The organism is Chryseobacterium sp. CFS2 (genome assembly GCF_036543225.1).
In the GTDB taxonomy this organism is placed as follows: Bacteria; Bacteroidota; Bacteroidia; order Flavobacteriales; family Weeksellaceae; genus Chryseobacterium; species Chryseobacterium culicis_A.
Genome location: NZ_JAZHQU010000004.1, coordinates 521657 through 537261, shown reverse-complemented (window position 1 = coordinate 537261; position 15605 = coordinate 521657). Strand labels below are relative to the sequence as shown.

At 37.0% G+C, this 15605-nt stretch carries 15 protein-coding genes; 8 read left to right on the top strand and 7 right to left on the bottom strand.

Annotated features, from left to right (window positions below):
• Positions 1 to 184 precede the first annotated feature (184 nt).
• Complete coding sequence (adhP, locus tag ODR02_RS12295) at positions 185 to 1219, top strand: alcohol dehydrogenase AdhP (RefSeq protein WP_209788196.1); 1035 nt, start codon at positions 185 to 187, stop codon at positions 1217 to 1219.
• A gap of 89 nt (positions 1220 to 1308) precedes the next feature.
• Positions 1309 to 1692 carry a DUF779 domain-containing protein gene (locus ODR02_RS12290; protein ID WP_105681083.1) on the top strand — a complete coding sequence of 128 codons (384 nt, stop codon included), beginning with the start codon at positions 1309 to 1311 and terminating at the stop codon, positions 1690 to 1692.
• Between the two features lie 9 nt (positions 1693 to 1701).
• On the opposite strand, the gene ODR02_RS12285 is transcribed toward ODR02_RS12290, so the two are convergent.
• Positions 1702 to 2214, bottom strand: a complete 513-nt coding sequence (locus ODR02_RS12285; protein ID WP_309512613.1) for a hypothetical protein — start codon at positions 2212 to 2214, stop codon at positions 1702 to 1704.
• Between the two features lie 28 nt (positions 2215 to 2242).
• Entirely contained in the window at positions 2243 to 3442 is a 1200-nt protein-coding gene (locus ODR02_RS12280; RefSeq protein ID WP_209788202.1) for a dicarboxylate/amino acid:cation symporter, read from the bottom strand.
• A 92-nt stretch (positions 3443 to 3534) separates the two neighbouring features.
• Here ODR02_RS12280 and ODR02_RS12275 point away from each other — a divergent pair, with 92 nt between their 5' ends.
• The 3 genes from ODR02_RS12275 to ODR02_RS12265 are packed head-to-tail and all read left to right on the top strand — an operon-like array spanning position 3535 to position 5320.
• Complete coding sequence (locus tag ODR02_RS12275; protein ID WP_309512612.1) at positions 3535 to 4449, top strand: J domain-containing protein; 915 nt, start codon at positions 3535 to 3537, stop codon at positions 4447 to 4449.
• 3 nt (positions 4450 to 4452) lie between these two features.
• Positions 4453 to 4755 carry a chaperone modulator CbpM gene (locus ODR02_RS12270; RefSeq protein ID WP_105681079.1) on the top strand — a complete coding sequence of 101 codons (303 nt, stop codon included), beginning with the start codon at positions 4453 to 4455 and terminating at the stop codon, positions 4753 to 4755.
• Positions 4756 to 4792: 37 nt separating this feature from the next.
• Positions 4793 to 5320, top strand: a complete 528-nt coding sequence (locus tag ODR02_RS12265; RefSeq protein ID WP_309512611.1) for a hypothetical protein — start codon at positions 4793 to 4795, stop codon at positions 5318 to 5320.
• A gap of 56 nt (positions 5321 to 5376) precedes the next feature.
• Here ODR02_RS12265 and ODR02_RS12260 read toward each other — a convergent pair whose 3' ends face one another.
• Positions 5377 to 6375, bottom strand: coding sequence for a PLP-dependent cysteine synthase family protein (locus ODR02_RS12260; RefSeq protein WP_309512610.1), 999 nt, complete (start codon positions 6373 to 6375; stop codon positions 5377 to 5379).
• Positions 6376 to 6556: 181 nt separating this feature from the next.
• Positions 6557 to 7786, bottom strand: coding sequence for an ABC transporter permease (locus ODR02_RS12255; protein WP_209788213.1), 1230 nt, complete (start codon positions 7784 to 7786; stop codon positions 6557 to 6559).
• Positions 7787 to 7790: 4 nt separating this feature from the next.
• Here ODR02_RS12255 and ODR02_RS12250 point away from each other — a divergent pair, with 4 nt between their 5' ends.
• A complete protein-coding gene (locus ODR02_RS12250) occupies positions 7791 to 8987 on the top strand; it encodes an exo-beta-N-acetylmuramidase NamZ family protein (protein ID WP_309512609.1) in 1197 nt (398 codons plus the stop codon).
• On the opposite strand, the gene ODR02_RS12245 is transcribed toward ODR02_RS12250, so the two are convergent.
• The 3 genes from ODR02_RS12245 to ODR02_RS12235 are packed head-to-tail and all read right to left on the bottom strand — an operon-like array spanning position 8988 to position 11020.
• A complete protein-coding gene (locus tag ODR02_RS12245) occupies positions 8988 to 9194 on the bottom strand; it encodes a hypothetical protein (protein ID WP_209788219.1) in 207 nt (68 codons plus the stop codon).
• 4 nt (positions 9195 to 9198) lie between these two features.
• A complete protein-coding gene (locus ODR02_RS12240) occupies positions 9199 to 9831 on the bottom strand; it encodes a DUF3575 domain-containing protein (protein WP_309512608.1) in 633 nt (210 codons plus the stop codon).
• A gap of 13 nt (positions 9832 to 9844) precedes the next feature.
• Positions 9845 to 11020, bottom strand: a complete 1176-nt coding sequence (locus ODR02_RS12235; RefSeq protein ID WP_309512607.1) for a thioredoxin family protein — start codon at positions 11018 to 11020, stop codon at positions 9845 to 9847.
• Positions 11021 to 11315: 295 nt separating this feature from the next.
• On the opposite strand from ODR02_RS12235, the gene ODR02_RS12230 reads away from it, so the two are divergent.
• The gene (locus ODR02_RS12230; protein WP_209788229.1) at positions 11316 to 12899 is read left to right on the top strand and encodes a histidine kinase; all 1584 of its coding nucleotides are present in this window, start codon (positions 11316 to 11318) and stop codon (positions 12897 to 12899) included.
• Between the two features lie 112 nt (positions 12900 to 13011).
• Positions 13012 to 15603 carry a zinc-dependent metalloprotease gene (locus ODR02_RS12225; RefSeq protein WP_331835530.1) on the top strand — a complete coding sequence of 864 codons (2592 nt, stop codon included), beginning with the start codon at positions 13012 to 13014 and terminating at the stop codon, positions 15601 to 15603.
• Positions 15604 to 15605 lie beyond the last annotated feature (2 nt).

Below are 15605 nucleotides of genomic sequence, written 5' to 3'. Positions count from 1 at the left end.
GCCTTGGCTTTTTCCAGGGCAAAACGGTCGGGCTATCCAGGGCTGCACTGCGTTTCGGTGCTTCATTGCATTTCGCACCGGCTCGTTCCTCGCCGCCCTTACTATCCCTCACGCAAAGAACTTATCTGTTCAGAAGTGGATATAAAAACAAATAACCCAAATAACTCAATCCAAAAAATAAGATATGATTCCAAAAACAATGAAAGCAGCAGTAGTTCAAGGCTACGGCCAGCCACTGAAAATAGAAGAAGTACCTGTAAGAGAACCCGGAAGATATGAAGTCCTTGTCAAAGTAATCGCATGCGGTGTTTGCCATACAGACTTACATGCTGTGGATGGCGATTGGCCTGCAAAACCCAAAATGCCTCTTATTCCAGGACATGAAGGAGTAGGTATTGTGGTGGCCTGTGGACCGGAAGCTTTTGTAAAAGAAGGAGATGCAGTAGGAGTTCCATGGCTGTACAGTGCATGCGGATGCTGTGATTACTGTATCACGGGCTGGGAAACCCTTTGTGAAGCACAGAAAAACGGAGGGTATAGTGTAGATGGCGGATTTGCAGAATATGTCATTGCGGATTCAAGATATGTAGGACATTTGAAATCAGATGTCAACTTTCTGGAGATTGCTCCTATTTTATGCGCTGGAGTAACGGTTTATAAAGGATTGAAAGAAACAGAAACAAAACCCGGAGAATGGGTGGCTATCTCAGGAATCGGAGGTCTGGGACACGTAGCTGTTCAGTATGCAAAAGCAATGGGAATGCATGTTGCAGCCATTGATGTGGCAGATGATAAACTTGAACTGGCAAAAAAATTAGGTGCGGATCTTGTCGTTAATGCAAAAAATACAGATCCCGGAGAATACTTACATAAAGAAGTTGGCGGAATGCACGGTGCATTGATTACAGCGGTTTCACCCATTGCATTTAAACAGGGAATAGATGTGTTGAGAAGAAAAGGAACCATTGCTCTGAACGGTCTTCCTCCGGGCTCTTTTGAACTCCCTATTTTTGAAACCGTTTTAAAAAGAATCACAGTCCGAGGTTCCATTGTAGGAACAAGAAAAGATATGCAGGAAGCACTGGATTTTGCCAATGAAGGATTGGTAAAAGCTACGGTCACTGCCGCAAAACTGGAAGATATTAATGATGTTTTTGATAAAATGAAAAAAGGTCAGATTGACGGCAGAATCGTTTTGGATATTGCCGGCTCAAATTAATTGATGATGTGTTGTGAATCCCGGTTAGAATATATTTTACCGGGATTTTTTATTACGATACATTTTGTTTTTAAGCTAAAATAAGAACAATGGAAACAAAAATATCAAGACTATCTGCAACGGAGCAGGCTCTTGAAGTCATCCATAAGCTGGAAGACCAATATGGTCCCCTGATGTTTTATCAGGCAGGAGGATGCTGTGAAGGTACACAGCCGCAATGTTTCGAGAAAGGAGGGTTTTTTCCCAGAATGAATGATGCCATGATTGGTACCATTAGTGGATATGAGTTCTGGATAGACCGTGATCTTTTTGAATACTGGCAATATTCCCACTTTACACTCGATGTTACAGATGGTTTCGGGCCAGGTGGCTTTTCACTGGAAACTCCTTTAGGAAAAACTTTTAAAGTTCATTACAGACTTTTTACTCCCGATGAATATCAAAATCTGGAACCGGTAAAACGTAGTGAGTAAAGCAAAGGATTAAGGTTTTTGAGCAATATAGATAAGCTCTCTTTCAAACTCATACTTCCCTTTTGAAATTCCTCTTTTCAGAATGAAATATTGAGTGACAGCAATTACTAAAGCGACTCCTGCAAACATAAAGTTTTTTTGATCACCCAATATATTGACAAAAATTGCCACGAAGCAAAAACACAGAATCATCATCCAGTTAAATATCTGAAACCCCGAAGGAAAAAATTCTACAAAGACAGAAGATTGACCATTTTTATCAGAAATAGTCCCCTGAAATAAAGGATTACTCCGATTCATATCAAATAACCTGGCTCTTCTTTTTATGGTAAAGCTGTTTGCATCAATCATTCCCCGATATTCAAACCGCGTGGGAATTGAAGAATCTTTTTCCAGAGATATGAAGGTAGTATTGGTTTTATAGGTTACTTTCCATAATCTCTGTACCAGTTCTGCACTATTGATTTGGAGATCAATAATGAGACTGTTATATAAGCCAATGCTTTTGAAAAATGAGTTCATCTGTTAAAAGAAAATAATTCAACAACAATCAGACTTTTACAAACCGGTTGACAAACATGGCGGCGACGATATCTCCTACAGCATTCAGAACAGTAGCCAAAGGATCTACCAAAGTCCCGATAATCATCACCGCAGGAATGGCTTCCTGAGGTAATTTATAAACAGAAATCATCAGCATTTCCCCGATATATCCACCATTGGGAATTCCTCCGGCTACAATACTTACGAAGACTGTAATTCCTAACGCTAAAAGTAGGTTGGCAGGATCAAAAAAGTCTCTTCCAATAATTAAGAATGCTACATAAATCTTAATAATAGAAGACATGGAAGATCCGTTTTTATGCAATGTAGTCCCAATAGGAATCACAAGATTGGCAATAGAATTCGGAATTCCGATTTTTGAGGCTGCCTGCAAATTAGCAGGCATCGTTGCAAAACTGCTGCAGGTACTTATTGCCGTTAAGGTAGGGTAGATGGCATTCGTCCAGAAACTTTTGACTCCTTTCTGCCCATTCGCCATAAAAGCATAAATAGAAAAGAACACCAGAAAATAAATAATTCCTGCAATATAATAAAGCCCCAACGGCTTTGCATAAAATCCAAAAAGCTGTGGTCCTAAAGTGGCCACCTGATACGCAAAATATGCACCCAAACCAATAGGAGCAAGCTTCATAACCAATAATAGCAATTCTTTCATCACTTCATATCCGGAAGCAATAAAAACCCTGAAAGGCTGTCCTTTTTCTCCTGTTTTCCTGGCTGCAAATCCTGTCAGAAATGCAAATACCAGAAGAGCCAGCATATTCCTTCTTGAGAAAAGTTCAGTGAATTCTCCTACTGTAAAGAAACTTACAATTCTGTTACCCCAAGTATCCTCATTGGCAGCTTCTGTAATCATCTCAGAACTTCCTGAGACTCCCGAGACCGGGAAAAGATAGACAGCACAGATTGTAAAAACAGCTGCCGTGAGAATAAAGAATAAAAAGGTAAGAGACATCACAAGGATGATCTTTCCAAATTTAGACTGCTGTTCCAGAGAAGAAATAGAATTGGATACCGCAAAAAATACCAGAGGAACTACACTCACAAAAAGAAGATTAAGAAATATATCTCCCAAAGGTTTAATATATTCCACAAAACCAGGAGCAACAATTCCAATGATGCTTCCAATGGTGATTCCTAAAAGTAAAAATATGATTCCGGAGTAGTTTTTCAGTACCTCTTTCATGTAGGGCTTTTTATCAAAGATAAGTTTATTTTAACATTTCGTTATACAATTTTCAGACCTAAAATTCATAAATTTGGGTAAACCTCATTTCTATGGCTTATATAGATTACTATAAAATTCTAGGCGTAGATAAAAGCGCAACACAGGATGATATTAAAAAGGCCTACCGTAAGCAGGCAAGAAAACATCATCCAGACCTTAATCCTGGAGATAAAGAAGCAGAAAAGAAATTCAAAGAGCTGAATGAAGCTAATGAAGTGCTCAGCAATCCTGAAAACAGATCAAAATATGATAAGTACGGAGAAAACTGGAAGCATGGCGAAGAATACGAAAAAGCCCAGCAGCAACAGCAAAGACAATATCAGCAGCAAAGTTATAACGGAGGATATTCCGGAGCTGACTTTGGTGAAGGAGAAGATTTCTCAGATTTCTTCCAGAATATGTTCGGTGGATCTGGTGGTGGATTCGGTAAAAGTTCAAGAGGAAGGGCTTCCGGTAAATTCAAAGGTCAGGATGTAAAAGCTGAACTGAGCCTGAACTTAAGAGATGCTGCAAAAACCCATCCGCAAACCTTTGAAATTAATGGGAAAAAAGTCAGAATTACTATTCCTGCAGGAGTATATGACGGGCAGCAGATCAAGCTGAAAGGACACGGAAATCCAGGAATAAACGGAGGACCAAACGGAGATTTATACATTACCTTCAATATTCCGGTTGATCCGGATTTTGAAAGAATCGGTGATGATCTGAAAACCAAAGTAGCGATTGATCTGTATACAGCTGTTTTAGGAGGGGAAGTGAAAGTAAATACCCTTGAAGGCAGTGTAAACCTTAAAGTAAAGCCTGAAACCCAAACCGGAATGACGGTAAGACTAAAAGGAAAGGGCTTTCCTGTCTATAAGAAAGAAGGAGAACATGGAGATCTTTTTGTAACCTATGAAGTGAAACTGCCCACCAACCTTACCGAAAAGCAGAAAGAACTTTTTGAACAACTAAAAAATTCCTAAGCCATGAGTGAAAGAATATCGCGGGAAGAACTCGTAAAAATCTATAATATAGAAATTACTTTTTTTGATGAGCTTGTAGATTATGGGCTGCTGAATATTCATATTGAAAATAATATTCATTACCTGATGTATGAAGACCTGCCTGATCTGGAGAAATTTGCCAACTGGCATTATGATCTTGAAATTAATCTGCCCGGCCTTGAAGTAATTCATAATATGCTGAAAAAACTGGATGCTCTGAACCGCAGAAACAGAGAACTGATGAGTAAACTTTCTGCAATAAGTGATCAATATGAAGATATTTAGTTTAGTTTTGTAGCTTTTTAAAGCAAACTCTATAATTATGAATGAAGAAAAGGTGATTACCCTAAAAACAGATAGAAAGATTTTTGAAGATATTTATTTTAGCGGTAATCAGGGAAGTCTGCTTTTTTCTCCTACAACGAAAGGTAAAACTATTGCTACCATTGGAGCAGCAGTGATTGTTTTCATTGTTTTCCTTTTGAAAGGTCTTCTGAGTAAAGAAAGTGTGGGGATTTTATACTTTTTGAGTTTTATATTTTTGCTGTGTGCCATTTTTTTGTCTGTCAGCGTTAATAAAGTTTCAAGATGGAAAAAACAGGTGAATCACTACTTAAATGTACTGGAAAAGTGTAAAGTCTATGAAATCAGGTTTGATCAGAATTTTTTCACGGTGAATATTGATGGTGAAAAGGAAACCAGTGGATGGAAAGATTTTGAATCCTTTGACAGCAATAATGAATTTATTTCCCTTGAAGGAAAATACAGTTATATGTTTCCCAGGAAAGCAATGAGCGAGAAAGAATACAGTTTTCTTAAAACTAAATTAAAAGAAAATATCAAGCAATAAAAATAAAAACGGAGCAAAATTTTGCTCCGTTTTTTTATGATCTGTAAAGAGGTTTATTAACCTTCTTTGTTTTCTTCCAGCCAGCCCATTTCTTTCATCCACTCGTCATTGTAGATTTTTCCTACATATCTTGAACCATGGTCATGAAGTAAAACTACAATGACATCATCTTTAGTAAACTGATCTTTCATCTGAATCAAAGAAGCAATGGCGCTACCTGCAGAATATCCACAGAAAATACCTTCTTCTTTAGCCAGTTTTCTGGCATAGATGGCACCGTCTTTATCCGTTACCTTTTCAAAGTGATCAATCACAGACATATCATAGTTTTCAGGAATGATATCTTCTCCGATACCTTCTGTAATATAAGTATAAGCATGATCGTAATGCAGTTCTCCTGTTTCGTGGAATTCTTTCAAAATAGAACCGTAAGTATCCACTCCGATTACTTTAATGTTCTCATTTTTTTCTTTGAAGAAAGTTCCGCACCCCGTGATCGTTCCTCCTGTTCCTGCTCCTGCCACAAAGTGAGTCAGTTTTCCTTCCGTCTGTTCCCAGATCTCAGGAGCTGTAGATTCATAATGAGCCGTTCTGTTGGATAAGTTATCATATTGGTTTACGTACCATCCGTTTTCTGTCTCTTTTGCCAGTCTTTTAGATACTGAATAATAAGAACGCGGATCAGTAGGTTTTACGTCTGTAGGACAAACGATTACTTCAGCACCCACAGCACGAAGAATATCACATTTTTCTTTAGACTGCTTGGAATTCGTTACAAAAATACATTTGTAACCTTTGATGATGGCAGCTAATGCCAGTCCCATTCCTGTATTTCCGGAAGTACCTTCAATAATAGTTCCTCCAGGTTTTAATCTGCCGTCTTTTTCGGCATCTTCTATCATTTTAAGAGCCATTCTGTCCTTTACGGAGTTTCCGGGATTGAAGGTCTCAACTTTTGCTAATACTAATGCCGGAAAATCTTCACCTAATACTTTGTTAAGCTTTACCAGCGGTGTATTACCTATCGTTTCAAGGATATTTTTTGCGTATTTCATAAATGTTTTATAAGCGGCGCAAAGATAAGGCTTTTAAAATTATCTGCGCTGTGGATAACATGTGGATAAGTTGTGGATAACACTGAAATCAACTGATTAACAACAAATATCTTTCAATTATCAATTATCAATTATCAATTATCAATCATCAATTATCAATCATCAATTATCAATCATCCTGTTAGTTGTACTTAATCGCCTTCACCGGAGAAATCTTACTGATCAGGTAGCTTGGAATAATCAAAGCCAATCCGGAGATGAAAAGAATTCCCACTGAGATAGATATAATTGCAATTGGATTAAGATCTACCGGAACGGTACTTACATAATAGTTTTCAGGATTAAGTTTAATGATCCCAAAGAATTTCTGTATTAAAATCAGTCCCAATCCGATGGCATTACCATACAAAAGTCCAGGAATCATAATAATCAGGGTATAATTAATGAAGGTGGCTCTTATCTGGGAATTGCTTGCTCCTAATGTTTTAAGAAGACCAATAGAATTTGTTCTTTCAATAATAAGGATCAGAAGAACCATAATAATATTAATCACCACTACAATCAGCATAATAATGATAATTAATGCAATGTTGGTGTCAAAAATACTGATCCAGTCTGTAATCTGAGGGAATTTCTCAGTAGCTTTTTCAGCATAGTTTTTATAGCCGATCAGCTTTTCAATGTCTGGAAAATCTTTGTCGATGTCATTTACATTTTTCAGGAAGATATCTATTCCGCCGATTTCATCAGGTTTCATATCCTGAATTTTTCTGGCATGGTTAATTCCTCCGATAACAAACTGTTCATCAATTAGTTTGATGTCAGTTCTGTAAATTCCAATAACTCTGAATTTACGGTAAAGCGGTTTCTGATCTGCTTTTAAAAATACAGTTACAATGCTATCATTTAATTTGAGATGAAGATCATTGGCTACTTTTTGTGAAATAGCAACATCATTGTTGAAGCCTTTTTCCGTTACTTTTGGAGTTGTTCCGGCGATAAGGAATTTCTTAAACCTCAAACTGTCAAAATCTTTTCCGATTCCTTTAAAAATGATTCCGGCAAAATTGTGCTCATTACGCATGATTCCAGTAACCATCACATATTTTTGGGTACTTTCCACATCGGGAAGCTCCTTTATTTTTGGAATATTTAAGCCCTGGTTATCGAGAACAGAAGTATTGTATGAAGAATTCGAACGCGTGGATCTTACCGTGATATGCCCGCTGAAATCTGCCAGCCTCTCTTTGATAGCTTTTTTGGAACCAAAACCGGTGGCCACGGTAATTAAGGAAACAATAATCCCCAATGCTACGGAAAGCCTGCCAATGAAGATGATAACCCTTGAAAGGTTATTTTTGTTATCTTTGGAAAATGCTATTTTTCTAGAGAAATATAAAGGAAATTTCAAGCTTATGAATTTAGATTTCAAAATTAAAAATTTACTTCTGATTTGCCTAATTTTTTTAGGAGTATTCAACCAATATTATTCTCAGCCTCAAGTTCAACCGGATTTTAAAACCGGAGCAGACCAGCCTGAAATGTATTTACCCCTGCTAAAAGATAAAACGATAGGAATTGTTACCAATCAGACGGGCTTGATGAATGACAGAACTCATTTGGTAGACTTTCTGGTAAAAAACGGGATTAAAATAAAATCTATTTTTGCTCCCGAACATGGTTTCAGAGGAGATGCCGATGCCGGGGCAAAAGTGAAAAACGGAGTAGATGTGAAAACTGGAATTCCTATTGTTTCTCTGTATGGCAATAATAAAAAACCAAAGCCGGAACAGCTTGCCGGAATTGATATTGTCATTTTTGATATCCAGGATGTTGGAGTAAGATTCTATACTTATATTTCCACGTTGTCTTATCTGATGGAAGCAGGAGCTGAAAATAATGTGGAGATCATGGTACTGGACCGTCCCAATCCACATGATGGATATACCGATGGCCCTGTATTGAAGAAAAAATGGACAAGTTTTGTAGGGCTGCACGAAGTTCCTGTTGTTTATGGACTTACCATAGGAGAGTATGGAAAGATGGTAAACGGAGAAAAATGGCTGAAAAATGGAGTTCAGGCTAAATACACGCTTATTCCAATGAAGAACTATCATAAAAAGCAGCGTTATCCAATGCTTGATAAGCCTTCTCCTAATTTACCCAATGATAAAGCAATCAATTTATACCCGAGTTTGTGCTTTTTTGAAGGAACTCAGGTTTCTGTAGGAAGAGGAACAGATCTTCCTTTCCAGATTTATGGTTCTCCATGGACGGAAAGCCTGCCGTATCAGTTTACGCCAAAACCAAGCTATGGTGCTAAAGATCCCTTCCTGAACGGGAAGTTATGTTATGGTGAAAATCTCTCCGGTTATCCTAATGATTTAAGAGAATTAAATCTTGAATGGGTTATCAAAGCCTATCAGAATTATAAAAATCCTCAGCAGGATTTCTTCCTGAAAAACCTGTGGTTCGATACCTTATCAGGAACTGATGAATTAAGAAAACAGATCATCGCCGGAAAATCAATTCCGGCAATTAAAGATTCATGGAAAAAGGATCTTGAAAGTTTCGAAAAGATCAGAACCCAATATGTGGTGTACGAAGATTAATTAATCAAAATTCTGGGGCGGATTTTTATCATTTCTGCCCTTATTTAGTATAAATAATCCGATTGTCAGTCCGACAACTCCTGCAAAAGCAGTCATTAATGCCCTTTGTAATTTATCAGGCAGATCATTTCCGATATAATTCATTAAAAAAAGGATCACAAAAGTGATCACTAAAATAATGATATGATTTCTTCCGAATAGCTTCATGGTATTATTTTAATTTGTAAGAAATCATTACACCTCCTCTGTAGGGGATGATTTCACCGCTTTTATTGAAATTCTCAGCAGAGTCATAACGTCTTCCTGTGGATTTGTCATACCCTTTATAAAACCCTTGTGATGTTCCAACCGTTCCGTAAATGTCAAGATTCCATCGTTCAGATAACTGGAACTGATATCCAGCTGTAACACCCAGCATCACAGAAAATCCTTTTTGGTACAGATTGGAATTTTTAAGAATTTCTCCATTCCAGTTTTCAAAGGTGCTGTCATTCCAATAACTCCATTTTGTGGCATTGTAAGCCGCCACAGATACGTTGGCCCCAATATACCAATGTTTGAAAGCTTCCGTAAAGTAATATCTTCCTTCTGCAGAAACAGAATAAAATTGTAGTTTATGCCCACCGAAAGATTTCCATGGTGAAATGAAAACGTCTCCCTGAAGCGTATATTTTGGACTAATCTGTTTTTCTATTCCAAGGTTTAAAATACCTAGTGGAGCAAATAAAGCATTTCCTTTTATGTATAAACTTTTATCCTGTCCTCCTTGTTCCTGTTCCTGAGCGCTCAATGTACTTGTAGACAGGAAAGCTAAAATGCCTGCTGCTAATAATTTATATTTCATCCGGTAGTAATGTTTATTTTATTTGCTTTAATAGTTCATCTGCCAATTGAGAATCCTTATTGCCCTGAACTGCCATATTTTTAGACATTTCAGCGTAGTTTTTTGCCATCTCTTTATTTCCTGTAAGATTGTAGAGTTTGGCAAGAATATAAGTGTTTTCTGACGTTTCGCTTCTCATGACAGATTTTTCTGCCCATTCAGTCGCTTTCTTTAATGAAGAGGGTGTTTTTACATGATCTGCAAATATCCATGCAGCTCTTAGAAGCTCATTAGGATCAAAGGTGTCAGAATTTTTATAATAATCTAAAGCCGCTTTTTCGTACTCAGGAAAATTGGTATTTTGTTCATAATAGCTGAGCTTAGTCTGATTCAGTTTTTTTACAGCAGCTTCTTTTCCTACCAATGGTTCGGCAGCTTTCATGAAATAGTCATCGTTGATTTTTTTATTTTTATCATCAATAGACTGTTCCACGATTTTTCCCAATTTGAGCTGAGCATCAAATTCGGTGTATGTTTCTTCAGGAAGGAACTTAACAATCTCCGCCTTTCTGGAGGCAAAAACACTGTAATTGGTATCTTCCGATGATTTTACGAAATAGAGAAGAAAACCAATTTCATCTTTTGTCAATTCTTCAGTTTTCTTTTTATTCTGGAAATATCTTTCTGACGCTTTTTTTGCAAATTCATAATCTGTATTAGCGTTCAGCTTCATGATATTGATAAGAAATTCCGGGTCTTTTTCACCACTGGCAAAACGATCTTTAAGAGATCCCTTTTTATTTCCGGGTGAATTGATATCCTGAGCCATTGCCACAAACATGCTTTCTTCCATATATCCTGTATTTCTGGAAACAAGCTCTCCTTCACCATTCAGGAAAAGATAAGTAGGATAGGAACGTACCCCGAATTGAGAAGCAATATCTCTGCCTTCTCCTTTTTCCATGTCAAATCTTGCATTAATGAAGTTGGTATTGTAATAATCGCTGACCGCTTTTTGAGTGAAAACATTTTTTTCCATCATTTTGCATGGTCCACACCAGGAAGCATATGCATCAATAAAAACCAATTTCTTTTCTTTTTTGGCTTTTGCAATAATATCTTTGAATGACAGCTCCTGAAACTTGATGGATTCCTGAGCAGAGATAGCGATGGCACAAAAAATAGATATCCCGGAGATGATCTTCTTCATTTTCAAATAAGATTTGTAGGCGAAGATAATTAATTTTCAAAATATAGCGTGTTGAATCGGTAGTCTGAATGACGATATTAACTAACTTTAAGACTTAAGCTTGTATAGTTTTTTGTTTTTCAATTTAAAAAATGAAAGATTCAATACGCTTTTATCAAAGGTTTTATTTTCAATATGCTGCATCCGGGTTTAAAAAATTATAATCTAAATTTAATTCACTTTTCAGTCCTAAAATCTTTGTTATATCTTTGCAAACTAATAATTTATAGGTAGAGGAACCCGCAATTTAGAGAATTTGATTATTAATTTTAAGCACGCTTTATCCAAAAAGTCCATTTATATTACCGCTTTGTCTGCCTGCCTGATTGCTGTGGCAGCATTTGCTGTTCTTAGTCTTTTGATCACAGAGGACAGCCGGAAAAATACCGATGATTTCGCCAAGAAAACATTCTTCAGGAAATATGAATCCATAGAACATGAATTCAGAAATATTGAAGATTATCAGTATCTGCTTCGGGCACTAATCCAGAAAGACGGTCTGAAAAACTATAAGGATTATTCTTTGGTTTTGAATGATTTAAACAAAAAAAGAAACCTGCTGCCTTACAGCTGGTATTATTATGAAAACAGGCATTCAGGAAAGTCTGAGAGTAACAATCCCTTATCTGATATTTTCAAGAATACAGACCACACCGCAAAGCCCATTGTGATAAGAAATAATGGGACGGGACATTTCAAAGACCTTTTAATTACCAAAAAAGACAGTATGTACTGGGTGAGCTATGATTCTTTGGTACTGCCTGATAAAAACAAGCTGTATTATGGTTCTACGGTTAGCCTGGATGATCTCCATCAATATTTTATCAATGTAGACAAGAGCTCCAATACCTACGCTTATGTCTTTACCAAAGAAGGAATTTGTATTACCCATCCTGAAAAGAAATACATTGGCAAGAATATTTTTGATTTTACAGATATTAAACCTAATGATACTTTGGCCAGCAAAACTGATGTGGGATATACCAAAGGAACAGCGGTTTCAGAATATCTGGGAGTTGAAGTAACACGTTTCATAAAACCTTTAAAGACTGATAATTTTGAGGGATATACTGTAGTGAATCATGTGAATTTTATTATTGATGAAAATATCAGTAAGATAAAAACGTATACTGTTTATATTTTTCTGGCAGCATTGTTCCTTATTGTAACGGTCTTTATATTGTTTCAGAGGGCAACCGGTCTGGCTTACCAGGAAAAAGAGAAAATACAGTCTGAGAAAAATTTATTGCTGATAGAAAACGAAAAGATGCACAAGGCAGAAGTGATCAATCAGCTGCAGCAGCTTAAAAATAATATTAACCCTCATTTTCTGTTCAATTCACTGAACTCCCTTTATATGCTTATCGGGATTAATAAAGACAATGCACAGAAGTTTACCATGAATCTATCAAAGATTTACCGGTATCTTATAGTACCTCCGAAAGAAAATATTGTTCAGGTTTCACAGGAGATAAAATTTATACAGCAGTATATGGAACTTCTGAAAAGCAGATTTGATGAAGAGATGAGGTTTGAACTGATTATTAATGCTCCGGAAAGCCTGGAAAAAAGAATTCCGTATTTATCCCTTCAGATTGTCACGGAAAATGCTACCAAACACAATATTGCAACGATAGACCAGCCTCTGGAAATTATCATTATTGTAGATAAAGACGGAATCACGGTAAAGAATACCTGGCAGCCTAAAACCGAACCGGTGCAGGGAGAGAAATTTGGAATTGATTATTTGAATCAGGTTTATGGATATTTTAAGAATAATCTTCTTCATATTTCTGTAGATGGTGAATATTTCGTATGTTTTTTGCCTTTAATGGAGTAAAAATAAAAATCCATTCACTCCCAAATTATCACCATTCACTCCCTAATATTATATATATGATTCACGTTACCTATAGCTTTGCGAGCTGAAACTAAGATATTTACTATTTGGAATGAATCGGACTATTTTAATGAAGAATTACAGACTCGCACTGTATCTTGGCCTTGCTATGGCTTCACCAATGGCAATAGCACAGAAAAAAGATAAAGATACAGTAATGGTCAACAAAGAAAAAACGGATAAGACAGAGACATCCTCATCAAAGAAAACAAAAAAAATTGAAGACCTGATTAAAAAAGGAACCTATAAAAAGGGACTCTTTAATACCATTCAGGTAAAAACGGATATTTATTTTGAGATTCCTGACAGTTTGATGGGACGTCAGTTTTTGGTGGTTAACAAACTTTCTCAGGTACCTATGCAGGTGAATGAAGCTGGTTTGAACAAAGGAATGAATTATGAAAATAAGGTCATCTCCTTTCACCGTGATCCTGTAGCTAAAAAAGTATGGGTGAAAACTGTGGTTCCTAAAGTGTCATCCCCAAAAAATGATGCCATTACAAAATCTGTGAAAGACAATTTTTCAGAATCTGTAATTGAGGTCTTTGATATTGAGGCACAAAACAGTGATTCTACAGCTGTGGCAATTAAAGTCAACAAAGTTTTTGATGGAAATCAGAAGAGCTTTAACGATGTTCTTGCCAATGTAGGATTGGGAGGATCTGTGAAATCAAGCCTTTCTTATATAGAAGGAGTGAAGACATTTCCTAAGAACCTTGTGGTGAAGTCTCAATTATCTACTTCTGTAAATGAAGGTGGAGTAGATCTGCCGGTAACATTAGGGGTTACTACCAATCTTGTTCTGCTTTCTAAAATACCGATGAGACCAAGAGTAGCGGATTCAAGAGTAGGATTTTTCTCCGAAAAACACTGGTCGTTTAATGACAATCAGCAGAAAATGGATGAAAAATTTTTCATTACCAAATGGAATCTTGAACCCAAAGATGAAGATAAAGAAAAATATTTAAGAGGAGAACTGGTAGAGCCTAAGAAGCCTATTGTTTATTATATAGACCCGGCAACCCCAAAACAATGGCGTGAAAAAATCATTGCCGGAGTACATGACTGGCAGGCGGCGTTTGAGCAGGCAGGATTCAAAAATGCAGTGATTGCGAAAATGCCGGATGAGAAAGATGAAGATTTTGATATTGATGATGTAAGATATTCTGTGATTACTTATGCCGCTTCGCCAAAGTCAAATGCAATGGGTCCATCAGTGGTAGATCCTAGAAGTGGGGAAATTATCGAAGCAGATATCATCTGGTGGCATAATGTAATGACTTCTCTTCATGACTGGATGAGAATTCAGACAGGACCTATCGATCCGAAAGCAAGAGGTAATAAATTCAGTGATGAACATATGGGTGAAGCTATCCGTTTTGTTTCATCTCATGAAGTAGGACATACTTTCGGACTGAAGCATAACATGGGAGCATCTTTTGCATTCCCGGTAGAATCGCTTCGTTCAAAAGAATTTACTGACAAAATGGGCGGTACGGCACCTTCCATTATGGATTATGCACGTTACAATTACGTAGCTCAGCCGGAGGATGGTGTTTCAGCTATCACTCCGAAAATTGGTCTTTACGATAAATATGCCATAGACTGGGGATACCGTTGGTATCCGGATGAATTTGTTGAGAAAAAAGCGCTGAAAAACTTAATTGAAAAACACGAAGATGACCCGATGTATTTCTATGGTGAGCAGCAGAGCTATCTGGAGACCATTGATCCTCGTTCGCAGTCTGAAGATTTAGGGGATGATGCGATGAAAGCCAGCGAGTACGGAATGAAAAACCTGAAAGTGGTTATTAATAATCTCTTGAAATGGAGCTATGAAGACGGTAAAGAATATACAGATGCCGGAAAACTGTATCTGGGAGTTATCGGGCAATGGGATCTGTATACAGGTCATGTGATGGCGAATGTGGGAGGAATTTACCTGAATCATACTGTTTTTGGCAACAAGAAAAAGGCGTATGAAGCTGTTCCTGCAGACATTCAGAGAAGAGCTGTTGATTACCTTGTTAACAATGCGATCAACCTTCCGGAATGGTTATTCTTTAATCCGATTACTGAAAAAACATATCCGGTTAAAGACTCACCTATGGGACCATTCGAACAGACTCCATATACCACAGCAAGAGGAATGCAGTATGCGAATATCTATTCTTTATTTATGGATGACAGATTGCTGAGGTTGCTTGAAAATGAATTGAAACATCAGATGTCCGGTTCAAAAGAAAAAATCTACACGGTAGAGAATTTATTTGATCAGGTAAGAACAGCTATTTTCAGTAAAAAGGGAAGCCTGACGATGCTTGAAAAGATGACTCAGAAAAATTATGTGGATGCCCTGATCGTTTCTGTGAACAAATTATTTGAAAAAACAGCAGTGAAAGGATTGAAAACAGATAATACTTTGAATATCCCAACCATCTGTAATTTCCATGAAGATGATCATGGTCTTAGGAATATCAATTATTCATCCATGAAAAGAGTATCTGAAGTCACTACCTATAAGAGGGCGGAACTTCAGAAGGTTCTGGACTTATTGAACAGAACAAGATACAGAGGTGATGATGCTTCCAGAGCGCATTACACAGATTTAATCATTCGTATTCAAGAGGCTTTAAACAAATAAAC